This window comes from Psychrobacillus faecigallinarum, assembly GCF_014836595.1.
GTDB classification, from domain to species: domain Bacteria; phylum Bacillota; class Bacilli; order Bacillales_A; family Planococcaceae; genus Psychrobacillus; species Psychrobacillus faecigallinarum.
On sequence record NZ_JACSQO010000003.1, the window covers coordinates 109,319 to 135,174 of the forward strand.

The 25,856-nt window shown below is 36.8% G+C and carries 25 protein-coding genes, 1 pseudogene, 1 riboswitch and 1 other annotated feature; of the genes and pseudogenes, 11 read left to right on the forward strand and 15 right to left on the reverse strand.

The features are described from left to right. The 5 genes from H9650_RS08155 to H9650_RS08175 form a co-directional block, all read right to left on the reverse strand. Positions 1-715, reverse strand: a 715-nt coding sequence (locus tag H9650_RS08155; protein WP_191696964.1) for a hypothetical protein, incomplete at its 3' end; no start/stop codon positions are given. Positions 716-879: 164 nt separating this feature from the next. After that, positions 880-1,356 carry a hypothetical protein gene (locus H9650_RS08160; RefSeq protein ID WP_144539976.1) on the reverse strand — a complete coding sequence of 159 codons (477 nt, stop codon included), beginning with the start codon at positions 1,354-1,356 and terminating at the stop codon, positions 880-882. 170 nt (positions 1,357-1,526) lie between these two features. Next, entirely contained in the window at positions 1,527-3,341 is a 1,815-nt protein-coding gene (locus H9650_RS08165; protein WP_191696965.1) for an ABC transporter substrate-binding protein, read from the reverse strand. A 27-nt stretch (positions 3,342-3,368) separates the two neighbouring features. Then, a complete protein-coding gene (locus tag H9650_RS08170) occupies positions 3,369-4,859 on the reverse strand; it encodes an ABC transporter permease (protein WP_318245398.1) in 1,491 nt (496 codons plus the stop codon). Positions 4,860-4,874: 15 nt separating this feature from the next. Next, a complete protein-coding gene (locus H9650_RS08175; RefSeq protein WP_144539980.1) occupies positions 4,875-6,299 on the reverse strand; it encodes an ABC transporter permease subunit in 1,425 nt (474 codons plus the stop codon). Between the two features lie 245 nt (positions 6,300-6,544). Between H9650_RS08175 and H9650_RS08180 the strand changes: the two genes are divergently transcribed. The 5 genes and pseudogenes from H9650_RS08180 (at position 6,545) to H9650_RS08200 (ending at position 12,506) form a co-directional block, all read left to right on the forward strand. Then, positions 6,545-8,287 (forward strand): ABC transporter ATP-binding protein, encoded by a 1,743-nt coding sequence (locus H9650_RS08180; protein ID WP_191696966.1) that lies wholly within the window; start codon positions 6,545-6,547, stop codon positions 8,285-8,287. A 69-nt stretch (positions 8,288-8,356) separates the two neighbouring features. Continuing rightward, positions 8,357-8,461: riboswitch (SAM riboswitch) on the forward strand. Positions 8,462-8,628: 167 nt separating this feature from the next. After that, positions 8,629-9,747 (forward strand): methionine biosynthesis PLP-dependent protein, encoded by a 1,119-nt coding sequence (locus H9650_RS08185; protein WP_191696967.1) that lies wholly within the window; start codon positions 8,629-8,631, stop codon positions 9,745-9,747. Between the two features lie 8 nt (positions 9,748-9,755). Continuing rightward, positions 9,756-10,939: pseudogene (gene metC, locus H9650_RS08190) on the forward strand (cystathionine beta-lyase). Continuing rightward, complete coding sequence (locus H9650_RS08195; RefSeq protein ID WP_191696968.1) at positions 10,936-12,042, forward strand: 5-methyltetrahydropteroyltriglutamate--homocysteine S-methyltransferase; 1,107 nt, start codon at positions 10,936-10,938, stop codon at positions 12,040-12,042. Before metC ends, H9650_RS08195 begins: the two are co-directional and overlap by 4 nt. A 161-nt stretch (positions 12,043-12,203) precedes the next feature. Beyond that, positions 12,204-12,506: a hypothetical protein gene (locus tag H9650_RS08200; protein ID WP_191696969.1), complete on the forward strand. Its 303-nt coding sequence runs from the start codon at positions 12,204-12,206 to the stop codon at positions 12,504-12,506. A gap of 47 nt (positions 12,507-12,553) precedes the next feature. On the opposite strand, the gene H9650_RS08205 is transcribed toward H9650_RS08200, so the two are convergent. From H9650_RS08205 to H9650_RS08220, 4 genes are all read right to left on the reverse strand, one after another. Then, positions 12,554-12,733, reverse strand: coding sequence for a DUF6019 family protein (locus tag H9650_RS08205; protein WP_191696970.1), 180 nt, complete (start codon positions 12,731-12,733; stop codon positions 12,554-12,556). 21 nt (positions 12,734-12,754) lie between these two features. Then, positions 12,755-13,453 carry a DUF3169 family protein gene (locus H9650_RS08210; RefSeq protein WP_191696971.1) on the reverse strand — a complete coding sequence of 233 codons (699 nt, stop codon included), beginning with the start codon at positions 13,451-13,453 and terminating at the stop codon, positions 12,755-12,757. Beyond that, positions 13,453-13,653: a helix-turn-helix transcriptional regulator gene (locus H9650_RS08215; protein WP_144539995.1), complete on the reverse strand. Its 201-nt coding sequence runs from the start codon at positions 13,651-13,653 to the stop codon at positions 13,453-13,455. Before H9650_RS08215 ends, H9650_RS08210 begins: the two co-directional genes overlap by 1 nt. A 143-nt stretch (positions 13,654-13,796) precedes the next feature. Further along, a complete protein-coding gene (locus H9650_RS08220; protein ID WP_191696973.1) occupies positions 13,797-14,546 on the reverse strand; it encodes an HAD-IIB family hydrolase in 750 nt (249 codons plus the stop codon). Between the two features lie 81 nt (positions 14,547-14,627). Between H9650_RS08220 and H9650_RS08225 the strand changes: the two genes are divergently transcribed. After that, entirely contained in the window at positions 14,628-15,320 is a 693-nt protein-coding gene (locus H9650_RS08225; protein WP_191696974.1) for a Crp/Fnr family transcriptional regulator, read from the forward strand. 24 nt (positions 15,321-15,344) lie between these two features. Here the strand turns inward: H9650_RS08225 and H9650_RS08230 are convergent, their stop codons facing one another. After that, the gene (locus tag H9650_RS08230; protein ID WP_191696975.1) at positions 15,345-15,692 is read right to left on the reverse strand and encodes a DUF3147 family protein; all 348 of its coding nucleotides are present in this window, start codon (positions 15,690-15,692) and stop codon (positions 15,345-15,347) included. Beyond that, positions 15,680-16,099 carry a MarR family winged helix-turn-helix transcriptional regulator gene (locus H9650_RS08235; protein ID WP_191696976.1) on the reverse strand — a complete coding sequence of 140 codons (420 nt, stop codon included), beginning with the start codon at positions 16,097-16,099 and terminating at the stop codon, positions 15,680-15,682. The genes H9650_RS08230 and H9650_RS08235 overlap by 13 nt, the downstream gene beginning before the upstream one ends. Positions 16,100-16,477: 378 nt before the next feature. On the opposite strand from H9650_RS08235, the gene H9650_RS08240 reads away from it, so the two are divergent. The 5 genes from H9650_RS08240 to H9650_RS08260 all read left to right on the forward strand — a co-directional run bounded on the left by H9650_RS08240 (position 16,478) and on the right by H9650_RS08260 (position 19,555). Beyond that, on the forward strand, positions 16,478-17,383 hold the full coding sequence (locus H9650_RS08240; protein WP_191696977.1) for an AEC family transporter: 906 nt from the start codon (positions 16,478-16,480) through the stop codon (positions 17,381-17,383). A gap of 121 nt (positions 17,384-17,504) precedes the next feature. Then, positions 17,505-17,723, forward strand: a complete 219-nt coding sequence (locus H9650_RS08245) for a spore coat associated protein CotJA (RefSeq protein WP_144540003.1) — start codon at positions 17,505-17,507, stop codon at positions 17,721-17,723. Beyond that, positions 17,720-17,986, forward strand: coding sequence for a spore coat protein CotJB (locus H9650_RS08250; protein WP_144540005.1), 267 nt, complete (start codon positions 17,720-17,722; stop codon positions 17,984-17,986). Before H9650_RS08245 ends, H9650_RS08250 begins: the two co-directional genes overlap by 4 nt. Before the next feature lie 15 nt (positions 17,987-18,001). Then, positions 18,002-18,571: a manganese catalase family protein gene (locus H9650_RS08255; protein ID WP_144540007.1), complete on the forward strand. Its 570-nt coding sequence runs from the start codon at positions 18,002-18,004 to the stop codon at positions 18,569-18,571. A gap of 249 nt (positions 18,572-18,820) precedes the next feature. Continuing rightward, positions 18,821-19,555, forward strand: a complete 735-nt coding sequence (locus H9650_RS08260) for a polysaccharide deacetylase family protein (RefSeq protein WP_191696978.1) — start codon at positions 18,821-18,823, stop codon at positions 19,553-19,555. 92 nt (positions 19,556-19,647) lie between these two features. Here H9650_RS08260 and H9650_RS08265 read toward each other — a convergent pair whose 3' ends face one another. The 4 genes from H9650_RS08265 to H9650_RS08280 form a co-directional block, all read right to left on the reverse strand. Then, complete coding sequence (locus H9650_RS08265; RefSeq protein ID WP_191696979.1) at positions 19,648-21,744, reverse strand: MMPL family transporter; 2,097 nt, start codon at positions 21,742-21,744, stop codon at positions 19,648-19,650. A gap of 100 nt (positions 21,745-21,844) precedes the next feature. Then, the gene (locus H9650_RS08270; protein WP_191696980.1) at positions 21,845-22,420 is read right to left on the reverse strand and encodes a TetR/AcrR family transcriptional regulator; all 576 of its coding nucleotides are present in this window, start codon (positions 22,418-22,420) and stop codon (positions 21,845-21,847) included. A 119-nt stretch (positions 22,421-22,539) separates the two neighbouring features. Next, complete coding sequence (gene dacB, locus H9650_RS08275) at positions 22,540-24,024, reverse strand: D-alanyl-D-alanine carboxypeptidase/D-alanyl-D-alanine endopeptidase (RefSeq protein ID WP_191696981.1); 1,485 nt, start codon at positions 24,022-24,024, stop codon at positions 22,540-22,542. 166 nt (positions 24,025-24,190) lie between these two features. Next, a complete protein-coding gene (locus H9650_RS08280; protein ID WP_225215980.1) occupies positions 24,191-25,441 on the reverse strand; it encodes an erythromycin esterase family protein in 1,251 nt (416 codons plus the stop codon). A 103-nt stretch (positions 25,442-25,544) separates the two neighbouring features. After that, positions 25,545-25,804, forward strand: a binding site (T-box leader). The last annotated feature ends 52 nt before the right edge of the window (positions 25,805-25,856 follow it).

Below are 25,856 nucleotides of genomic sequence, written 5' to 3' on the forward strand. Positions count from 1 at the left end.
CTTTACCTTCGTGTTTTTCTTTGTCTTCTTTGTTTGCTTTACCTTCGTGTTTTTCTTTGTCTTCTTTGTTTGCTTTATCTTCGTGTTTTTCTTTGTCTTCTTTATTTGATTTATCTTCTTTGTTTGCTTTATCATTGTGACTCTGTTCATTTACGGTATTGGCTTTGTCTTCATTATTTTCTTTCTTTTCTTTACTTTCTTTATTTCCTTTGTCGCTACTATTTTTTTTATCTTTACTATGTTCATCTTTATCTTTTTCTTTGGACTTTTCTTTTTTATCATCTTTGGATTTTCCACATGTAGAAATTTGGCTAATGTTACGCATATGGAACAAGGAAACCCGAATTACTTCTTCGTTTGAAATTATAGTTACAAATTCATTATTAACGCCTTCCAATACACCTTCTAATGATTCTGGTCCACCGCGATTAACTTTGACCCATTTATATCTCAGACACTCTAAAATATCTTGAAAATCTCTCGCTTGTATAAAATCTAATTCCTCTGTTTCCACTTCTAAATCCACAGATTTTTTAGCGTTATGTGTCAAACTCTTCACGTGATGTCTATTATAGTAAATGATTCCATCCTCTTTAGTGTGCAATGTAAGATAATCCTTTCCTACTGCAAGCAGCCTACCTACGCGCGATTCTGGCCCACCTCTATCCACCTTAATAATCCTATTTACTAAAGAAAGCAGCATTTCTTTCTCCATAAAATTCCCCCCTTTTTATTATCCTAGTATCTATATGTATCTTAGGATTATTAAGTAACAGACATAAGCCTAACTATCCTTGATAGGCCAAGCTAATTAGTTTAATTTTTAAAATTCGCCGATTCTAGAAATCAGAAACGACGAATAAATTTTTATATATTTACTTAGGACTTTGTATTATCCTCAGTTTTTTTTTCATTAGAGTCCTTGTTTTTACGATCTTTTACTTCGTAACTAACGTTTCTAATATGGAACATAGAAATTCTGATAACTTCTTCTTTCGCTATAATGGTTACAAAATTATCGTTTACTTGATCGACAATGCCTTCTAGCTTTTCTGGTCCTCCACGATTAATTTGTACCCAATGGTATTTTAAGCTTTCTAAAACTCCCTTAAAATCCTCTGCTTGAATAAATCTAAAATCTTCAGGAACTTGAAAATCAAATTGCGAATCGTTTTTTGTATTTGAAGTTAAACTTTTTATGTGATGAGTTCTATAATATACAACACCTTCGTTTTCAGTTAACAACGCGATGTAGTCTCCTCCTACCGCAATTAGCCTTCCTTCCCTGGATTCTGGACCACCTCTGTCTATTTTTATGATGTTATCAACAAGGGAGTGTAACATTTTAATATCCAATTCTTCTAGCCTCCTTTTTATTTATCTTAATATTCATATGTATAAGCTGAATGTCTTGTAATAGACATACGCCCACTTTTATATTTAATGTCTCTCATAAAATTCGACATAAAAAAGCTCAGCAAGGAGGGGTTCCTCTCTTTGCTGAGCTTTTAACGTATTTTTAACTTTTACTTACCTTGTTTAAATTCATTTAAGTACTCTTTGACTTTATCTGTATCAGCTTTTAATTCGTTTCCTGTTTCCACAAGAGGACTTACAGTGGACACGGCTTTTTTCTTGTTGCCTTGGTAGTAATTCAATATTTCCTCTTGGTTAATGGAATATAAAACTGCTTTACGTAAGGATTCACTTTTCGCAACTTCACGATCCTTCGTATTAAATAACAAGTAACTTACTGCATTACTATCATTTTTTTGAAGGGATAGCTTGCTGTCGTTCTCAACTAAATCGTATTTAGTTTCTGGTACTCCATTAAATATATGAATTTCGCCATTGCGAAGAGCTGATAATGCACTGTCAGCATCCGCGATAAAGCGTACGGTCACATTTGTAATTTTCGCCTCATTTTCTGTACCTGGCATATAGGCTGGGTTTTTCATGAATACTGCTTCGTAATCATTTTTGTAAGTCAGAATATAAGGACCACTTGCATATAAAGTATTGTTATAAGAAGAGCCTTCCGTTACAGTATTCTGATCCCCATAAGGAATATCTGTTTTTACATCAAATGAATCTACTTCATACGTGTTAATGCTTTCTACTTGTTTCTGAGAAACAATACCTGCTGATTGGTGAGCCAGGTAGTTTAAAACTTGCGGGAATGGATTCGTAGTAGTAATTTTTACTACTTGGTATTTTCCAGCAGTTGCATCAGCTTCTGTTTTATTTGACACTAATTCGTTAATGCCAGAATCCACACCGTTTTCTAAAGCTTCTTTTACAGAAGTCTCGCTTCCGGATTGCTTCACATCAAGTTCTGAAAGATCTGTAACGATTTCTATATTTTCCATGCTTTCATGTAAGCTGTATGTGCGGTGATCTGGAACTGATTTGCTGTCTTTTGCACGGTTTAATGAGAATACAACATCCTCTGCACCCACGCGTTCACCAGTGTCTACTGCTTTTTTATCTGTTACAGCAGCGAAGTTAATATCATCTCTTAGTAAGAAATAATAATCTTTGTTGCCATCTGCTATCGCATGATTCAATGATAGAGATCCATCAGAAACTACTTTATCATCATCTGTTAAGTTAACTAAACGGACATACATATTTGTATTCAATGTATTGATAGAACCGTCATTGCCTTTGATAGGATCTAAAGAAGTTAAGGATGCAATACCTTGTTGCATAACCAATGGTTCAGAGTTTCTTTTAGAAGTGTCTGTAAAGTCAATTGTCTCCCATGCTATTGCACGAGATTTAGCTAGTCTTACTGTCTCTTCATTCAACACTTCTTTGTTTACTCCTTGCGCTTTGAAAGAGTTATATAAAGGTGCAATATAAGCCTTTTCTAAAACTAGAAGTTCTTCAAATTCTTTATACGTTTTTGTGTATTCTTCCGGTGTTTCTGTACTTGCTCTTTCAATTAATTCATCAATTTTCTTATCAGACATAATACTGTTATCGCCATCTGATTTAAATAATGCACGTACTGCATAATCTGGGTTACCCGTAACTGTCGTCCAGCTTGATAATGCCAAATCATAGTTTCCAGCATCTTTTTGAGCTGTAAAACTACCGTAATCAGGTTGTATGTTTAGTTTTACTTCAAAGCCGTTTTTAATTAATTGGTCGCGTACAATGTTCATATCCGCTTCACTAGAACTCATGCCTAATAATTCAATTACAACGTCACCTTGCTCTGTTTTGGAATCGGATTTGTCAGCTGCTTTATCAACATCTGATTTAGTATTAACACAGCCCGCCAATACTAAAACTAGAGTAAACAATAAAGCTAATAATCCTTTTGTGTTCTTCATATTTTTTTCCTCCTTGTTGAGCTTGCTTTAATCCATTCTCGGATCGAATGCATCTCTAAGTCCGTCACCTAAAAAGTTGAAAGATAATACGAGTCCTATAATTGCTAAACCCGGTATAATCGCCAAATAGGAATTGGACTCTAAATAAGTACTGCCTATCTTTAAAATATTGCCCCATTCTGGTATATGGGGTTCTACTCCAAGACCTAAAAAGCTCAAGCTGCTTGTTGCAATTACTGCTGTGCCTATCGTCAGTGTAGCTTTGACGATCATAGGTGCAAGTGAATTGGGAACAATTTGCTTAAAGATGATTGATAGATTGGAAGCTCCTAAAGCTCGAGCCGAGTCTACATATTCGTAGTTCGATACCATCATTACATTAGCTCGCATTGTTCGGGCATAAGTCGGAATCGAACCAACACTTAAAGCTAGTATAAGATTCGTAGTATTTGCTCCAAATGCTGCAATAATAGCGATGGCTAGTAATATTCCTGGTATTGCGTACAAGATATCTAGCAAACGCATAATGATGTTATCTGTACGCTTGCTATAATAGCCTGCCAACGCTCCTAATGCTCCTCCAACCACGAATGGAATTAGGGTCGAAGCAAAGCCCACTATTAGGGATATTCTTGCCCCGAAAATAATTCGAGAAAATAAATCTCTTCCGTAATTATCTGTACCAAATGGATACTCAAAGCTTGGCGGCTGGAGCAATGCCTCATAGTTGTTCTCTACTGCAAAATCATAGTCAAACGTAAACCTGCTAGTTACAGACAAAGCGAACATAAGAATGATAAAAAACATTCCTAATATAGCAGTAGAATTACGAGTGATTTTATCCCACATCGTGTTCCACTTCACTATGCGTGAAAGACTGTTACTTCGGGTTTTAATGATTAAACTAATACCAAGCACAAAGTTAAAAACATTACCCGTTAGAGACGTAATGATTAATACAATGGCTAGGCCTTGCATCCACCCTGGTGCCCCTTCATCTCTGACATACTTGGCAACAGCTATCAAAGTAAATACTTGAAGAACTAAAATAACGATTAAAATACCTATTGAGGTTAAAAAAGTGTCTGACACATATGGTTTAAAAAGATTAAATGCAGAAATAACTAGGATAAACAGCTGGGTGAAAATCATCCAAATGCTAAATGTATATTCCGGTGTTTTCTTTTCTTTTATCAAGTTAAAACCAAACGAGGATACAAAGATATTAGCAGTTAATATCGCAATTATTTGGACATAGCCAAGCCTTCTTGTAGATGATTTTAAATGTCCTAGATTCAAAAGCTCTCGCTTCATTCTCCAGATAATAAAAAATTGAAGTGCTGTAAAAAAGGCATACACAGCAAAAATACTACAAGCAATCGGCTTAATCGTGCCCATCTCAAAATCAAAACTATTAAATAATAAAACTATAGTTACTAGAAGAGAAAGTACTCCTGCAAAGTTCGCCTGTGTATATTCTCGTGACAGCTTTAATGCATGTTGTTTTTTAGTTACCACTTTTACACCTACTTCTTACAATTGCTTCATCTTAGATTTTATACGCGGATCAAAAAACGCATATAAAATATCGATGAGCACATTAACCAAGGAAATGGTTATTGCAATATAGATTACTCCACCCATAATAGCCGGTATATCGGGGATAAATTGTTTATCGACAATATAGCTACCAATCCCGCTAATATTGAATACCTTCTCTGTTACAGCCGCTCCTCCAAGCATTCCACCAAACAGTAAGCCGATAACAGTGACAATCGGAATCATTGCATTTCCAATGGCGTGTTTCCAAAGCACTTGGCGTTGGTTTAAGCCTTTTGCTTTTGCAGTGATAATATAATCCTCATTTATAATTTCTAATACGGAGGAACGAGTCATCCTAGCTACTGAAGCAGTAAGTCCTGTACCAAGCACAATCACTGGCATAATAATTGATAACCAGTTTTGCGGACTATAAGTTGCAGGAAGCCATTGTAGCTTAATAGAGAAGTTCAAGATGAATATAAGTCCTTGCCAAAAGTTTGGTATGGACAATCCAATTAAAGCAATGAACATAAAGGCATAATCTAAGAAGGAGTTTTGTCTAGTTGCAGATATAATTCCTACAGGAATTGCTATTACTACTGCCATTAATAAAGAGAAGATTGCAATCATTAATGTAACTGGGAACTTATTGGCAATACTTGTTGCAACATCCTCATTACCTGTAAAGGATGCTCCTAGATCAAAGGTTGCAATTCCTTTTATTGTATTCCATAGCTGATTGAGATAAGGCAGGTCTAACCCATGCATTTGATTGAACGCAGCCATCTGTTCCTTAGTGGCACTTTCTCCTAAAAGGTTAGCAGCTGGATCAAAAGGCGATAAATATAAAATGGTGAACACCAAAACCGAAACGCCTGTTATAACAAAGATACTCATGATCAATCTTTCAAAAATAAATTTACTAAACGCATTACTATAAAGACCCAATAAAATATACATCAGTAAGCCAGGAATAAACGAAACAATTAGAAATGCAGTATTCTCTAATAAACCTAAAAAATATGTTGTATAAGTGAGTGGCTTTGTACCATTTAACTCATGTATTTCATTCATTTCATTGGATACAAGCTTTTCTACTCTATCTTCCACGAGTTTATTTATTTCTACTGTCATTTTTTCTTCATTAATTTTTTCATTAAAAAAGGCATGCTTTCGTTCATACTGCTCCTTAAACTCCTCGTATAGTTCCTCTTTTATCCCCCTTGCCACAAGTGAAGACTTTAGATCGCTATTTAAGGAAGAACTAGGATCCTTCTGCTTTTTTAGGTAAAAAAGTAGAAAGGTTATTATATGAACTGGCAAGCCAAGTAAAAATAATAAGATTCTAAAGAAAGAATGATGTTGTAGTCTTCCATAGGTCAAACTTAGTGCGTTGGAAGAAGATTTTCTTCCCATACCAAATACCCCCTCCCTATATTGTATAAATCCGAGTGGTATAGTATAGTATAGATTCGAACTACTATTAAGTCAACGCAAATAATTTGGTTCTATTAAGCGTAGGGTTAAATGCGCCATAATTGTGCGTGTTTAATCTTCTTTTTTGTAGAAACCGCTCATATTACTTAAAATATACGCTCTCTACTGAAAGAGCATGAATCATAAATAATAAATTGAAGATTTTAATCAGATAGGTGGTTTTCATGGAAACTATTTTAAAAGTAAAAGATTTACAGATTTCTTTTTTAACAAACGACAATGAATTTGAGGCTGTTCGAGGCGTAAGCTTTGAAGTAAGAAAAGGAGAAACACTTGGCATTGTAGGAGAATCAGGTAGTGGAAAAAGTGTCACTGCCCGCTCCATCATGCGCCTGCTGCCTTCTCCCCCCTCCTTCATGAAAAATGGCTCCATTGAATTTTTAGGAGAATCTCTTGAGACAAAAACTGAAAAGGAAATGGAGAGTATTAGAGGAAGAGATATCAGTATGATTTTCCAGGATCCCATGACATCTTTAAACCCTACCATTCGAATTGGCCCACAGATTGCAGAAAGTCTTATCAAGCACCAGCAGCTTTCTAAAAAAGAGGCAAAGAACCAAGCAGTTGAAATCTTGAAGCTAGTAGGCATTAAGAATAGCGAAGAGCGCTACAACCAGTATCCTCACGAATTTTCAGGTGGTATGCGCCAAAGAGTTATGATCGCTATTGCACTTGCCTGCAAGCCAACGCTATTAATAGCAGATGAACCGACAACTGCACTAGACGTTACCATTCAGGCTCAGATTTTGAATTTAATGAAGGATATGCAGCAAAGATTTGGCACCTCCATTATTTTAATCACTCATGATTTGGGTGTAGTTGCAGGTATGTGCGATCGAGTGGCAGTTATGAAAAATGGCGAAATTGTAGAAACCGGGACAACTGAAAAGATATTTGAAAATCCTCAGCATGACTATACAAAAAAATTATTAAATGCACTTCCTCGTTTAGATGAAAGGAAGAAACCCAAGAGACCACCGCTTCGTTCCATTGGTTTAGAAAATGGCAAGCCGTTATTAGAGGTCAAATCTTTAAAGCAGCATTTCCAATTAGGCAAAGGGACTGTGCTGAAGGCCGTTGATGATATCAGCTTCTTCATCAAACCTGGAGAAACCCTTGGACTTGTAGGAGAATCTGGCTCAGGAAAATCAACTACCGGTCGGTCCATTCTTCGGTTACATGAGCCTACGGATGGAGATGTGCTTTATCAGGGAATGGCCATCAACCGTTTGAGTAAAAGTGAATTAAAAACGATGCGACGACATATGCAGATTATCTTTCAGGATCCGTATTCTTCCTTAAATCCTCGTTTAAAGGTGTTAGATATTATCGGCCAGGCATTAGATATTCATCGTTTGAGCAAAAATGCAGAGGAAAGAAAACAACGTGTAGAAGAGTTACTAAAAATGGTAGGGTTGGATTCCTCCCATGCCATGCGTTATCCACATGAGTTTTCAGGTGGACAACGACAACGAATCGGCATTGCCCGAGCACTGGCAGTAGAGCCTGACTTTATCGTCTGTGATGAACCACTATCAGCTTTAGACGTTTCTATACAGGCACAAATTGTAGAACTACTAGAGGATTTACAGCATAGACTAGGTCTAACTTACCTTTTCATCGCACATGATCTATCTATGGTTAAGCATATTAGTGATCGGGTAGCGGTGATGTATGCTGGTAAAATTGTGGAGCTTGCGGAAAGTGAAGAGCTTTATTCTAACCCACAACATCCTTATACAAAATCCCTATTAGCAGCAATCCCTATTCCTGATCCTAAGGTAGAAGCTAAGAAAAAAAGGAAGCTTTTGGAGGAATCAAATGTAGAGGATAGATATCAATTGAAGCAATCTAAGCTTGTGGAAGTTTCCTCCGGTCACTGGGTAGCAATTCCAAATGTGAAATAACTCTTGAATTTATATTCATCCCATGATAAACTTACTTATCGCTAAATTTTGAAAATTATATATTTTTATTTCTTATCAAGAGAGACGGAGGGATTGGCCCTATGATGTCTCAGCAACCAGCCATTATAGGTGTGGTGCTAAATCCAATAGACATTTTTGTCTTGAAGATAAGAAGAATGACTTCAATCTATATTGGGGGTTCTCTTCTTATGAAGAGAGCCCTCTTTTTATTTGGCAAAATGCTTCTATTCTATATTTATCCTGAATTTTTTCATCTTAGAGTCTACTTTGTGATTTATTTTCGAAATGTTGAACCTATTAATAATAAGAGGTGAATAACAATGTCCAAAACTCACATTAATACACAATTAGTTCAATTAGGTAATCATTGTGATCCAAAAACTGGAGCAGTTAACCCTCCTATCTATTTATCCACAGCCTATAAACATCATGGTCTTGGCCAATCTACCGGCTATGACTATACTCGAACTAAAAACCCTACACGTGCTATTTTAGAGGAGGGAATAGCCAAGCTAGAGCAAGGCGATACAGGATTTGCCTGTAGTTCGGGAATGGCAGCCATTCAATTGGTCCTTTCCCTTTTCCGTTCAGGTAATGAATTGATTGCCCCAGAGGACTTATATGGAGGTACTTATCGCCTTTTCAATCAATATTCTGAGTCCTATAATATTAGGACTATTTATAGTAAATTTACCTCTTACGTAGAGGTGGAATCTCTTATCAGCAAAAATACGAAGGCAATCTTTCTTGAAACACCTACTAATCCGTTAATGCAAGAGATTGATATTCAGCTATACGCGGAGTTAGCTAAGAAGCATGAGTTACTCTTAATTGTGGATAATACCTTCTTAACTCCTTTTTTACAGAGGCCAATAGAACTTGGCGCAGACATTGTCATACATAGTGCTACTAAATATATCGGAGGTCACAATGATGTACTGGCTGGGTTGGTTGTATCCAAAGGCGTTAAATTGAGCGAGAAATTACAGGCTAGCCATAACGCAGCAGGTGCAGTCCTTTCACCATTTGATTCATGGCTGTTGATACGTGGGTTAAAAACTCTCCATCTAAGAATGAAACAGCATGAAGCAAATGCAAAGAAGTTAGTAAAATTTTTAGAGCAAGAACATTTAATAAAAGATGTTCTCTATGCAGGCAAGGGTGGCATGCTCTCCTTCCGCCTTCAAAGAAGCGAACTGGTTGGTCCTTTTTTAGAAAAGCTAAAGTTAATCATATTTGCTGAAAGTCTTGGTGGTGTGGAAAGCTTCATTACTTACCCTGCCACTCAGACACACGCAGATATACCAGAATCTGAACGAATTGCCCGGGGAGTAGATAATAGTTTATTAAGGTTTTCTGTTGGTATTGAGGAAGCGGAAGATTTAATCAATGACTTAAAGCAAGTATTTGAAGCTTTAGAGAAGGAGGTTATTGTTTAATGGAATCTATTCATCAACAACTTGAAACTAGTTTAATTACTGCTTCAACTCGAGGTGATTATGAAAGAAGAACCGGTGCTGTGAATGTTCCAATCTATTTATCTTCTACCTTCCATCAGGAAAGTTTGGATAGCTTCGGCCCATTTGATTATAGTCGCTCTGGTAATCCAACCAGAGAAGCATTAGAAAAACCATAGCAGAGCTAGAGGGTGGTACGCGAGGATTTGCTTTCGCTTCTGGTCTGGCAGCGATATCAACCTCTTTAATGCTGTTATCTGTCGGAGACCATATAATCATGACGGAGGACGTTTATGGTGGCACCTTTCGCTTTGTGACAGAGGTTTTACCTCGCTTTGGAATAGAGCATTCTTTTGTTAACCTTTCTAATTTAGATGCTGTTGAGCAGGCAATTCAGTCCAATACCAAATTAATATATATAGAAACTCCCTCAAATCCGAGAGTAGGTATAACTGATATTGTCGGTATTGTAGACATAGCTAAAGCCAATAATTGTCTAACCTTTTTAGACAATACCTTCATGACACCACTCTACCAAAGGCCGCTCGAATTAGGTGTAGATGTTGTTTTGCATAGTGCAACTAAGTTCTTGTCTGGACATAGTGATATCATTGCCGGCCTTGCTGTTACAAAGGATGAGTTGCTTGGTAGCAAGCTAGGTTTTCTTCAAAATTCCTTTGGAGCCATACTGGGTGCCCAAGATTCCTATACACTCATACGGGGCATTAAAACAACTAGTGTGCGCTTCGAAAAGTCTACGGAGACGGCTATTAGTTTGGTCAATTATCTAGTGAATCACCCATTAGTGGAGGAAGTATTCTATCCTGGATTACCATCTCATCCAGGACATGAAATTCATAAAAAACAGGCGGCCAGCTCTGGCGCTATATTTTCCTTTCGTTTGCCAGGCAAGGCAGCTACAAAAATATTTGTTGAAAATCTAAGAATACCTGTTTTTGCAGTAAGTTTGGGTGGAGTAGAATCTATTCTCTCCTACCCTACTACTATGTCCCATGCAGCAATGCCTAAGGAGGAACGAGAAAAGCGTGGAATTACTGATGGACTGCTTCGCTTTTCGGTTGGGCTTGAACATGTGGATGATCTGTTAGCAGACTTTGAACAATCATTGGAAATAGTTACTACACATTATAAAGAAAGTAGGAGTTTAATATGACCAATCAATTACTAGTAAAAGCACCCTTCAAAGCAGATCATGTAGGAAGTTTCTTAAGACCAGAACGCTTAAAAAAAGCGCGAGCTCAATTTGAAGAGAAAGAGATAACATTAGAACTGCTAACTCAGATTGAAAATGAAGAAATTATTAAACTGGTTGAAGAACAGAAAGAAGCTGGGTTACTTTCCATTACAGACGGCGAATTCCGTCGTAAATGGTGGCATTTCGATTTCTTAGGAGGACTAGATGGTGTAGAGTTTTATGAACCCGATAAAGGCTTGTCCTTTAAGGGAGTCCAAACAAAAGCTCATGGCATTAAAGTAACAGGAAAAATTGGCTTTAGCACTCACTATATGATAGAGCATTTCAAGTTCTTAAAAGAAGTTGCAGGTGATGCTGTAGTAAAATTCACTATCCCAAGCCCGAATATGCTTTATTATAGAGCAGCATTTGAGGAAGGTGTGTATAACAACGATGAGGAAATATTCGCCGACTTAATCACAGCTTATCAAGGTTTTATCCAAGCATTATACGATGAAGGCTGTCGTTATCTACAAATCGATGATACTTCCTGGGCAACCTCCTTTTCCGAGGAAGGTATTGCTTCTTTGAAAGAAAAAGGATTGTCATTAGAGCAAGCCTTGTCCTTTTCCGCACGAGCTATTAATGAGTCTATTTCAAAAAGACCTGCCGATATGCTAGTGACAATGCATATTTGTCGAGGAAATTTCCGCTCCACGTATATTACGAGCGGCAGCTATGAATTAGTATCAGAAACTATATTCGGTGGATTAGATGTGGATGGATTATTTTTAGAATTTGATGATGATCGTTCAGGTGGCTTTGAGCCATTGCGTCATGTTAACAGAAAAGACCTTTACATCGTGTTAGGGCTGATCACCTCTAAGCACGGCGAACTCGAGGAAGAGGATTTAGTTAAAGCTAGAATAGAAGAGGCATCCAAATACGTACCAATTGAACAGCTTTGCTTGAGCCCTCAATGTGGGTTCTCCTCTACCGAGGAAGGCAACTTATTAACAGAAGATGAACAATGGGCAAAAATTCGCCATGTGGTGAAAATAGCACAGGATGTTTGGAAATAAGTATCCACATGTGGATAACAAAAAAATTAAGCGAGGTTGGTTGGACTAATGTCCGGCTAACCTCTTTTAACTAAAATGAACCTTCCTTAAAGAAGGTTTTTACTTTATTTGTTGGGGTAATTATAGAGTAAGACGTTAACTTCTTTAAGGAGGAATGTATGATGAGTAAACAAGCTTATGAATATACAACAGATGAAATTGTAGAGGAAACTGGAGATTATATTTGTGAATCTGGTGTAACTAGAACATTAGAAGAAGGTTCGAAGTTTCCATCATGTCCCGATACAGAAGTAGTTACTTATTGGAAGCGCGCTAATAGTCATTCTCACGCTTCTGGTCAGGAAGTTTTAGAATCTGGTCGGTATGTAGACGAAGATGGAGATGAAGCACTTCTGGAGGCTGGAGCAATTTTCCCAAACTGCCCTAAATCCGGTGTTCCTACAACTTGGTCACACGCTGGATAACCAATGAGCTGATACTAGTCTTTTAATAGACAAGTATCAGCTTTATATTATTTCAAATCATTCCAGTAGCTTTGAGCTTGCACTTCCTTCTCCTGCTGGTTCTTCCTTCTAGCTTCTTCAGAGATTAACAAAGACTCATTGATGCCATTTTTTACACCCCACTTAATAACGAAATATAATAGGATAGAAACACCCAATATCCAAAGTAGCAATTGCCCTGTAGTCATTTAATTCACCTTATTCTCCATTTATTTGTTTCGTACAACAACTAGATAGCTTGTATTAACAACCAACATGACTAAGCACATCAATGTAATAGAAAACATTTGAGATTGCTCACTAAAGAAAGAAAATGCTACAGCTAAAATAATACTTATGAGCATGAAAAGGTTAAATAGCTGATGAGCCCTGTAGAGACCTTGTAATGTGACATATTTCTCTCCATCATCCATAGATTCCATAAACTTATTTTCATAATCCTTTGCAGTAACACTCGGAAGGTTTCTTTCTGGGTAAATCTTTCTTACGAGATTTATACCAAAAATGGAAATGATACTGCTAGCAATAAACAAGAGAATAAATCCAATTTGAAGGATTGAATTATTCGACATAAGAATAGATATCGCTACAGCTAAGATTGACAGAATCAAAGATGTATTAGCTGTTATATTCAAATCAGCGAATTTTTTGTACTTAAATTCTTCCATCAAATCCTCTTGCTCTCCAACAAACTTTTGAGCATTAACTTTTTTCAACTTTTTGATTAATAGCAGACTAGTCACTAACAAAATAAAGAGAATGGCTAAAACAATATATAATAATATATTTACTGGCTGTGCCCATGCTTCATCTATCTTATTTTTACCCATCATTATAGCAAGTGTGATAGTAAAGCCAGTTAATCCTCCAAGCAGTAAGCTAATAATAGTTGTAATTACCTTTTTCATCATTCATCCTCCCCTATCAAAAAGACATTTTCTACAGACTCATTAAAAATTCTTGCTATTCTCACAGCAATCAAAATAGATGGCATATATTCTTCACGTTCAATCAAGCTAATCGTTTGTCTAGAAATTTTAGCTAATTTGGCTAGCTCGGTTTGATTGAGCCCCTCTCTCGCTCGCAATTCTTTTAAGCGACTTTTCACAATAATCGCCTCCTCCTTTTTAATATATATAATAATAGTCATTTTGACAACTATAACCGTCAAAATGACTATGATAATTTATAATATTTAATTTAAAAGGAGGTCGCACTAAAAGCATGCGCCTCCTTTATTCTTAAAGTCACTTATAAATCTCTTGCAATATCTTTAAGCTTATTTATAACTAGCTCTTCCTCGTTTGCCACATGAGAACTAGCAATTGTAATAAGCTCTGCATAGTCTCCTATACAGACTGAGCTTTGTGCTTGAAGAAACATAGATACATCGTTTGCGTCGTTTCCAAATGCTATAAACTGCTTGCTCTGTACTCCAAGCTTTTGTAATCCATTCCATTTATCAACACCCAACGGACTTATATCTAAAATCATTTCGAGTCCATGGTTATAAATCACAACTGGGAGTTCTTGGAGTTCCTTTAGTAGGCTTTCTTGATCATCGCTATGTAATATGACTACTTTTACTATTTCGTTTAACTTATGTAATTCCAATTTTTTAGCTTGTTGCTTTGGATCCAAATTCCTTTTTATAGGATGGTTTTCGTCACCTGTGTAAGCGTAGTCCCATTCGCTATCTACTAGGAACTCTGCTTTATATTTTCCTAGAAGCTGTATAATTTTATCAGAGGTTTGCTTGTCAAAATGAGTGCTTGATATAATTCGTCCCTCATTCGCTACAAATGCTCCGTTACCTCCAATCATCGGTAGCTGATGAAAGTGTTTAGGGAGAATAGGCAATAGATCACGAATCGGTCTTGCAGAGGCTAGAATTACTTCATGCCCCATTGCCCCTAAATCTTCTAATGCTTCCACCATCGCATGAGTTAAGGGCTTCCCATGAAAACAAATTGTTCCATCCAAATCAAAAACAAACTTCATCCATATCCCTCCTCTTATAAAATAATCATAACAATTTGCTATATAATAAAAAAAGGACATATGTCCGAAAAGGAGAAAAAGATGAAGATTATTCAAACCCCAACAATCATTAGCCAGTATCTATCTCAATTTAATATTCAGGAGAAAATTACCTCTCCCCAAAATCTCTCTTTTCAGCTACGTTACTATAATCCAGGTGAAACTATACTTAAAGAAGGAAATGAATTGGATGGAATATATTTTCAGGTAACCGGGAGAACAAAGGTAACCTCTAGTATAGAAACAGGAAAATCGCTGTTATTACGCTTTTGTCATCCTCATGCAATTTTTGGTGACATAGAGCTCTTGCAAAAGATAGAAATACAGTCACAGGTAGAGGCAGTAGAAGAAACCTCTTTATTATTTTTAGACAAGTTATCAGTAGAATTATATTTAATGAAGGATCCTTTATTTTTAGGGGAGCTATCTAAGCATTTATCCTATAAATTGCAAACCTGTACTACAGCATCTCGCGTAAACTTGTTGGCCACAGTGGAAGCCAGATTTGCAAGCTACTTATTAACTACTCGAGATATCCATAACCACTTTGGCAAAGAAATAACGACAAACCAAACAGAGGAAATTGCCTCTCTCATCGGAACGACTCATCGACACTTAAATCGAATAATCCTTTCATTTTTAAAGAAGAAAATAATTAAAAAAGAAAAGAAAATATTAATTGTGTTGGATTGGGGATTTTTAGAAGAGCTTTCTAATGGTGTTAGATATGAATGAGGGGATAGTCTAACGCCCCCCTCTTTAGACTATATGTTTAATGTAAGTAACAACGATGTCTTGTATGTATAAAAAGAATAACCATCCTGCTATCCCTAACAAAATAGATATAAAAAGATGAAGAGAATTTTGTAAGGCCAAATATACAATAAGTAACATTACCGCGGTAGCTGGGAAACCCCATAACACGCCCAAGGCAAACTTACTCAAGACGGGGGATTGTTCTCCTTGAACATACAACCAGATAATACTTAGTAAGCTCACTAGAGGCAATGCTGCAATAATACCTCCATATGTAGGAAATCTCCTCGAAATCTCCGTTACAATCGCTATTATAATGGCAGAAATAACGACTTTCATTATAACGTACATTTTTTAGCTACCTCACTTAAGGTCTTGAATGCTTTCTCAATTATTATTTGTTCTTCCTTAGAAAGCTGTTCTACTATTTTCTTTAATTTTTCATCATCCAGGCTTGTATTTCGATATAAAACATTTGACCCTAGCTCGGTTAAGCGTAATATGACCCTTCTATGGTCCTCTCCACTCTTCTCTTTTATTATATATTTTTTGTCTATTAGTCTTTTCACATGTTCTGAGGCAGTATTATGCGATATTTGTAAAACCATTGCCACTTCATTTATGCCGGTATTCGGTTGTTTATCTATAAGCTGAAGTATTCGTACTGCTTGATGAGTTATTTTATCCACATGTGGATAATGTAAATAAAAATAAATGTCTGTCCAATACTGATTCAATTGATTGACTTGAATGCTCATTTTTTACCTCCTTTTATATCGTATATTACGATATAAATTTAACATAAGAATAACAAAAGAACAAGTTCCTATATCTTACCTGACAAGCGAACGGGAAATTTCAGGAAGCAGCTCTCATGACTATAGCTTTTCTATTTCAACTCGATTGCAAGAGACTGAGCTTAGAAACACTTGTAAAATGATAAACTTTTCGATTTCTAAAAGCTTAGCTAAAGAAAACCTGGCTCCCCATCATTTAATTATTTCAGAAAAAAGATTCAACAAATGATATAGTTTTATATATTACGGATATCGAACTTATTTATAATTTTTTTATTACTATTGTTACAGGTGCCTGGCACCTGTAACAATAGTAATAATATTTGGGGTGATAATAGAATGGATTTGCTTTTAATAATTTTGCCGGTCTTTATTATATTTTTTATTGGTTTTATAGGACAACGGTTGATAGGATTTGATATTAAATCTATTTCCTCTGCCGCTCTTTATTTGATGTCTCCTTTTTTAGCCTTCCGAACATTTTATACACACGAGCTATCCATAGATTATGTATATATTCTTATCGCTTGTCTTGGACTAACATTTTCTCTGTTATTAATCGCTTGGTTATCTTCTCTTTTTATGCAAACTACGCGTTCAGAGTTGTCCGCATTGATTTTAGGAAGCGTTTTTCCGAATAGCGGTAATTATGGGGCTCCTGTAGTACTATTCGCTTTAGGAGCAGTTGGGTTTGATTATGCTGTTGTAATTATGGTTTTTCACGGGTTAATCATTAATACGATCGGAATATTCTTTGCATCGTTAGGTGGAGAGGAAAAAGCTACATGGAAACAGGCTTTATATAAAGTGTTAAGAATGCCTTTGGCTTATGCTTCATCACTCGGTATCTTACTCCAGTTAGTAGATATAAAAGTTCCTCAAGCAGTAATGGAGGGAGTTGGCCTTGCCGCGGACGCTTCTATCCCTACAGTTATGCTTGTATTAGGTATGCAGCTTGCTGTTATTTCTAAAAAGAAGGTAGCGTATCGTTTTGTATCAGCATCGACCATTATACGTATGGCAGTATCACCTTTAGTTGCAGCAGTAATTGTTTCATTTATGCCTTTAGATGATTTATATAAAACCGTGTTTATTATCCAATCAGCTATGCCAACTGCTGCCAACACAACTCTCCTCGCCCTACAGTTTGGCACCGAACCGGATCTCGTTTCGTTTATGACCTTTATCACTACCATTCTAAGCATTATCACTATCCCATTAACACTATTTTTCCTAGGAATATAATTCCTTCTATTATTACAGGTGCCAGGCACCTGTAATATATAGAACTCTATAAATTATTGCTAGTCCTTCAAGTATGAATAGGATTTGAATTTCATAGGTTAATTTGAAGGAGTGATAACAGATGGAAAATTGGCAATTTCGAGGTAGTTATAAGCCATACGTTTCTCCACGGGACCCTTGCCCTCCTATTTTAGTTAAGAAATTTGTACTTCCACCACAGCTATTTACTAATTTTCAACCACCAGGACTTCCGCAAAATACTCCAGCAGAAGCTTTAAAGCAAGGTTCTTTATGGCCACAATTTGTTGATGGATTTTATAGGGAGGAGGGAATTTCTTGACGTCCAGCGATCACCAATGGAATTTATTGAAACAGGTTCAACAAATGGACTTTGTTGTTGTGGAACTAACACTTTACACAGATACACATCCGGATGATATGGATGCTCTAGAACAATGGAGAGAAGCTATAAAAAATGCAGCTGCTGTCAGAAAGAAATATGAAGCACAATATGGACCAATTTCATTAAATACCATTCCCTCCAAGCAGGCATTAGAGGTTGGCTGGCGATGGAACTCTACCCCATGGCCATGGCAAATTTAAGAAAGGGGATAAATAATGTGGGTTTATGAGAAAAAACTGCTATATCCTGTTGAGGTAACCACATGCAATCCGATGCTTGCTAGGTATCTTATGGAGCAATATGGCGGTGCTGATGGAGAGCTGGCTGCTGCATTAAGATATATGAATCAACGATATACTGTTCCTGATAAGGTAATAGGTGTTCTAACAGATATTTCTACGGAAGAGTTTTCTCATCTAGAAATGCTTGCAACGATGATTTATAAGCTGACAAAGGATGCTACTCCTGAACAATTAGAAAAAGCAGGCTTAGGAGCTCATTTTGTGAATCATGGACACTCTTTATTCTATGAAAATGCTGGTGGTGTTCCCTTTACTGCTACGTATATTCAATCTAAGGGAGACCCAATTGCTGACTTATATGAGGATATAGCAGCGGAGGAAAAAGCCCGTGCAACTTATCAATGGCTGATTGATATCTCAGATGACCCTGGTATTAATGATGCTCTTCGATTCTTAAGAGAAAGAGAAAATATCCACTCCTTACGATTTAGAGAATCTGTGGAGATACTTAAAGAAGAGCGAGACCGGAAGAAGATATTTTAATTTAAAGTGCTTGGCGACTAGTTTTCTAGTTTCTAAGCCTTTTATTTTTGCTAATTCTAGGTGCAGGAATGTTACAGGTGCCTGGCACCTGTAACATTCCTAAAACTATAACATTCCTGGATCTGATCATACTTCTGTATTTTTTTGGGAGAGCTTGGTTAGTATATTCAGTTTGGCTTAGGCAACAATAACTTGAAGGATAATGTATTACTTCCGCCCAATTAAAATGGCAAGGAGGAATATAGCGAGATGAAATCATTAGTCATTAAAGTTGGAGTAGTATTCCTTGTGCTCTTTGGTATTGGTATTGGTTTCGCTACTTCTGCCAAGGATAAGGGACGACCATATTACGAAGAGAAGGGTTATGTCCTTTGGGAGATTAAAACAGATGAAAAAGTCATTGCTTTGACCTTTGATGATGGGCCACATCCTACATACACTCCGCAGGTTTTAGATTTACTGAAAAAATACGAGGCCAAAGCTACCTTTTTTGTAATTGGAGAAAGAGCTGAAAAATATCCGGAGGTTGTATCAAGAATTGGGGAAGAGAACCATGAGATTGCCAACCATACGTATACCCACCCATTAAGCATTTCCCCTGCAAAGTTAAAGGAAGAATTAAAAAAAACGAATGATATTATTCACGACATTACTGGTACTTACCCAATCTTTTATCGACCGGTAGGTGGACAGTATAACGATAAAATTATTAATACAGCGATAAATGAAGGTTATAAGGTGATCATGTGGTCCTGGCATCAAGATACGGAGGATTGGAAAACACCAGGTGTCAAAAAAATCGTCAAAAAAGTATTGTCCGGAGTTCAGCCAGGGAATATCGTTTTGTTTCATGATTCAGGAGGAGACCGCTCACAAACCATCCGAGCATTGGAGGAAATACTACCAGAGCTTCAACAACAGGGGTATAAATTTGTCACAGTTTCTGAACTTATTGAAATTTACACTATGCCTGCTAGCCCCTAATAAAACCTAGTATGAGTACAATTAACTTTTCTACTCCAAAAATAAAAGGCTTGAATCATTAAAAATCTAATGATTCAAGCTTTTTTCTTAGTTTATTTATTTTTATCCTTTTCAAACAAAACAATTAATGCTGGTAGTAAAATACCGCGAATCAAGAAAGTATCGAGTATAATACCTACCGCTACTATGAATCCGAAGACGAATAGTAATTGTATTGGCTGAGTCATTAACACAGCAAATGTAGCTGCCAATAAAATACCTGCGGAGGAAATTACTCCACCTGTGTGCGACACAGCTATTTGTACAGCTTCCTTCACAGAATGCTTCTGTCTTTCCTCTAAGAAACGAGAGATTAAAATAATATTATAATCTATACCAAGCGCGACCAAGAATACAAAGGAATACAACGGAACACGGTTACTAATCGTATCAATATCAAAGAATAAATTAGATAAGAACATCCCTAAACCTAATGCAGCCAAGAATGATAAAAGTATCGTTCCCATCATATAAATAGGCATCTTAATAGACTTAGTTAATACGATTAATAGGATGAAGATTAGGATAGTTTCTAGTACTACAATAACTATTAAATCACGATCATTTACAGCGCGGTCATCCACTTGAGAAGCTGTCTCTCCTGCAAAGTATAACTCGCCGTTAGCATCTATAGATGAAACAATATCCTTTTTCTCTTCTACCATCTTTTCCAGAGCATCCATTGATTCAGTAGAATAAGGACTTTCCTCAAAGGTTAGTTGATATTGAACTGCTAAGCCATCCTCTGATACACCTGTTGGACGTACAGAGCTAACTAGATCTTGATTTTGAAGTTGCTCCAGAATGCTGGCTTGAACTTCCTCTGTAACTTCTTCATTTGATTCAAAAAGTACAGTAGTTGGTGCTAAATCACCTTTAGCAAACTCTTCTTCCATGATTTCATAACCCATACGTGATGGCATATCTTCTGGGAATGACTTCATCGTGTCAAATTCGTATTTCAGATTGAACATATTTAAAGCCGAAACAACTAAAATAACTAATATAATAAGAGCAGCTACAATTGGTTTTCTCACAACGAATGAACCAATTTTACTCCATAGTCTATTGACCTTCTCTTCCCCTTCCCCGTATTTAGGAATGCGTGGCCAGAATGATTTACGACCAAATAATGTGAACAATGCAGGGATTAATGTTACAGAAGCAAACATAATAACAAACATTGTTGTACCAAAGATCGGAGCAAAGTTTTTATAATCTCCGAAGTTCGCAAAGAACAATACTAGCATTGCAGCAAGCACAGTTCCACCCGCGAAGAATACAGGAATACCTGTTTCTCTCATAGCCCACTTCATCGAATCAAACTTACTTTCGTAATTCTTTAGTTCTTCTCGGTAACGTGAGAAAACAAATAAAGAATAGTCTATGGTTGCTGCAAATAGCAGAATAGACATGATCGATACGGATTGGACTGCTAAGTCTAAACCACCAGCTCCCAAAATGCCAAGCAATTGGTTAACTACCTGATACACAATACCTGCAGCCAATAATGGAATAATTGCTAACAATGGAGAACGATAAATAACGATTAAAAGAATTAATATGATACCAACAGTTGCTAAAATTAAAACTAAATCTGCTCTTTCAAATAAATTAGTTGTGTCTACAGCAATACCTGCTGGTCCAGTAATATATACTTCTGTCCCAGATTCTTCAGAAACAATGTCTCTAATATCTTCTAAGGATTTTTCTAATTCAGCCGTTTCTAAAGAAGTTACAAAGTTTAACGGCACAACCGCTGTCCCTTTATCCTCTGAGAAGAATCCAGCTAAAGCTTGAGGTGGCAGGCTACTAAAAGGAACAACTTCCTTAACGCCATTAATATTTGCAGCACTTACTTTATCCAACGCTTCCCCTAGTGCAGCAACATCGATTTCTGAGTCCTTAGATTGTAACACCAGAATAGCCGGAAGACTTTCCGCATCCTTAAAATGCTCATCAATATGATTCTGCGCAACTACTGATTGAGCATCCTCCGGTAAAGACGCTACGCTTGATACTTTATATTCTCCTGCGCTAGGTGCAAATACAGTCAGTAAGACTGTGATGGCTAGCCATACACCAATTGTGGTCCACATCCCTTTTTTAGTGGCCACAAAATCTGTTACACTTCCTAGTAACTTTTTCAACAATTCCACTCCCTACTAGCTTATTTAAGTGACACTAGTGTCACTTTGAATAAAAAAACATTTTCATTTACATTATCCTTTTCTATCCTTTTCCTGTCAATTAATCGTGCTTGAACATCCCACTACTTAAAATTTCCTTGATAGAACCAATCCATTCTTTCTCTGGAATATTAAAATGATTAGGAATCGCAATAATTTGAAAGATCATCCCCAATAAAATAGCCGTAGGCAAATGCTCTTTAATAACGCCTTCTTTTCTTCCCAGCTCAATAAACCCTTCAAATTGCTGATACATACTAATATAGTATTCGCTTATTTTAGATTTATTATTCAATGCTCGCTTTGTTGTAGGTGCCGGGATTTGACCGATGATTTCCAACACACCGTAAATATTACTCTGCGTAAAAATAAAATCAATTAACTCATTAAATTGAGTTGGAAAATCTGCAGTTTTATTTAATTTTCCAAAGTCACTTAAAAATCTAGCCATTTCATACATTAAAAACTCTGAGATAAGTTCATCCTTATTTTCATAATACTTATAAATACTTCCTCTTGAAACCTTCAACCTAGAAGCCAGCTTACTAAAAGTAAAAGCCTCATAACCATCATGGATAATTAGTTCCTTTGTTTCCTGAAAAAGATGCTCATCTGTAAATTTTCGCTCACGAGCCACATCCAACACCTCACTATTCTCTTCAGTATATTACAAAATTCTATTAGCATAAACATATACACAAAAAGATTACAGCAATGTTGCAGGTGCCTGGCACCTGCAACATTGCTGTAATCTAGTTATTTATGGTTTGCTATGGCTGTTGCAATTTGGTCAATGGAAGGGATTGTGCTTGTTTTGTTGTTTTCTGTTAGTACGGTGAATATGAGTAGTTCTCCGTCTTTTGTATTGGCATAGCCAGCAAGTGCTTTAATGTTTTTAAGACTTCCTGTTTTCGCCATGATATTTCCTGCAGCAGGGGCTGTATTTAGTCTGTAGCGTAATGTTCCCCCAACATATCGATCCTTAGATCCAGCAATAGGTAGGCTCTTGTAATACGTATTATACCAAGGCTCTTTTCTAATCACGTATAACAGATGAGAAAGCTCGCTAGATGTAATTTTGTTGGAGTATGATAGCCCAGAGGCATCCTCGAATTTCCATTTAGAAACGTCTATCCCCATTGAAAATGCATAGTCACGCATTACCTGTAAGCCCGCGTCCCAGCTTCCTTCACCATAAACCTTTCTCCCCATTTCCTTAGCTAAAATCTCTGCATGCACATTATTGCTTAGCTTCATAAATGGAACGATTAAATCCTTTAAAGGCTGAGATTTTTTAGATAGTAAAGTTTTTGCGCTCGCTGGAGCTTTCCCTTTCACTAATTTAGTACTCTTGCTTAGGCTTATCCCCTTTTCAGCTAAAGAACGCTTGAAAATATCTAAAGCATACATCGTTGGGTCGGTTACAGCAATCCATTCCTTAGATCCGGATGTCCCAATAGGAGAATTTCCTGTTACAATTACTTTGTTTGTTCCCACTTCACGAGTAATTTTTAACGTATTTTTATTTCCTTTTGGTACTGTCTTGGATCTGTTGACGACCTGTAGTACGCCTGTATTTGGAGTTAAGGTTACTCTTGTAGCTTTTCCATTGCTAGTCGGTTTCGCTTCTACAATCACAGAACCCGCATCAAAGTCTCCATTTGGAGATAAGGTCAGCGCAGAAATAGGAGCTGCATAATAATAAGGCACGTCCTCTGCTAAAATACCAGCAGACAACCGAACACTCTCATACCAAGTGTCATCACCTACTAGATTTCCTGAAATGTGTTTAATACCTTTTTTAGATAAACCAGCGGCAAAATTGTCAAAATGGCTCTTCAATAAAGTTGGATCTCCTTGACCCTTCAAGTAAAGATTACCTTGCAAGGTACCCTTATTTATCTTTCCATCCATTAATACCGCGGTAGAGAATTGAAAATTTTCACCTAAAGTATCTAAAGCGGCTGCGCCTGTTAATAATTTTAAGGATGAGGCAGGAGTAATGCCTTTATCCCCGTTTCGCTCATAGATAACCTCTCCAGTCGATGCTTTTCTAATCGTAATACTAGTTGTTGCATTCTTCATGCGGGCATCTGCCATTATCGTATTTAATTTATTCGTTAAACTAGCATAGGTTGTAGCAGCCTCTACTGATGAAGTAGCTGGAGTTGGCACTAACACAGCGCTTCCTAGTAACATGATAGATACTATAGTGAAAAATAGTTTTTTCCAAACCTGCACTATTCTACCCCCATCTTTTCTATTTTCTGTTAGTTTAACACGTAATTGTAAGATAATAAGTTAAAATATAATATATTACAAAAATACGGTCTAATTTCCTATAGTCTAACTTTTAAAGTTCTAGATATTAAAAGAAGCGGTGTAAAGTCTCCTACTCTTCTCCCCCCTAATCTAAAGGCCTTAAAGCTTGAGTATGTTCCAAATAAATAAACGCATTATACCGTTCACTTATTTTGGAGGGCACATAATTCCCATATGCTTCAAATGCAGGGTTATACACTACTCCAATTGCTCGGTGACCGATCCATTGGTTGAACAGATAACGATTCTCTTCATTAAAGATCAGCATCTTATCTTCTGCTCCTGCTTCATGGAGTACATCCTCCCATGAATCCTTTCGTGCTGGGGGAACCTTTTCCTTTTTGTAAGGAATACCCCATTCATCTGCTGCTATAACTGTTCCAGAGTAAGTACCAAATCCCACAGCAAATACGTTATCTTTTCTATTTTGAAGTCGAAGAATTTGACCAACGTTTAGCATACCTGCATCTTTCATATCTGTAGCTGAAGCATCACCAATATGCGTATTATGCTCCCAAATAATTATTTTTGCATTCTTTCCGTCATAATCCATTATTTCATTGATCGCTTCTACCATATGTTCATCCCGCACATTCCAAGACAGGTTATCACTTCGAACCATCGCTCGGTAATACTCCTCTGCATTTTGTGCAACCATAGCGTTAATCTTTAAATTTAAGTCATTTTCTTCCTCGTCTTTAAAATTGTCTTCATGTGCCCTAATGGACTTGATAAGCTTTGACACTTCTTCTATGCACGCTTCCGAAATATCTAACGTCGATAGCGCGTACGTTTCCGGATGACGGTTAAACGGTTCAAAACAAGAAAAGGCTCTTTGAGCAAATTGTAGCTCCACTCCATTTGGATCGGTTTCCTTCAAATAACGAATGACTTCATCTAAGGATTCCCATAGACTATAGACATCTATTCCATAGAATCCCACTTTGTCTTCCTTAACCTTATTGTCATTATAAGTCCTTAACCATGCCGTGAATTCTGTAATTTCTTCATTTGCCCACATCCAAGCTGGCCATCGTTCAAATGCAGACTGGAGCATTTCTTTAACATTGGAATGCTTACTGTAACCTTTTACAAACCGGTTAATCTGCTGGGTGGATGGCCAGTCCCCCTCAACTGCTATCAGCGTAAAACCTTTTTCTTTTATTAACCTTTTGGAAATCTCTGCCCTTACTTTATAAAACTCCGAGGTTCCGTGACTCGCCTCTCCAAGTAAAACAATTTTAGCTTCCCCAATTGCCTCTAAAAGAGGGTTAAAGTCCTCATTCATAGATATTGGTAACGCATACTTTTGAATAGACTCCTTTAAATTCTTCAATAAAAGCACTCCTCTCCCATAAAGTTTGAGTAATCTAAAATTATTTTATTCCATTTTAAATTCTAAGTAGAAATTAAACGAATTTATGGTATGATATTGTAAATTAAATGCGACGAAGAGAAGAGTAAGTAATTTAAAGTCTTCCAAAGAGAGTCCCCGTAGCTGAAAAGGGATGAAGAAGAAATTACTGAAACAAGCCTCTGAGCATCACATAGGACCTGTTCTATACGGGGTATGATGTGACGGGTGCTCCTGTTATAGAGCTAAAGTATAAGCATATTCTATGCCGTACTTGAAAAGGTTCCATTGGTGACAATGGAACAAACTGGGGTGGCACCACGACATGATAATCTCGTCCCCAAGACAAACGTCTTGGGGGTGGGATTTTTTTATTTGTAAATAATTATCATGTCGG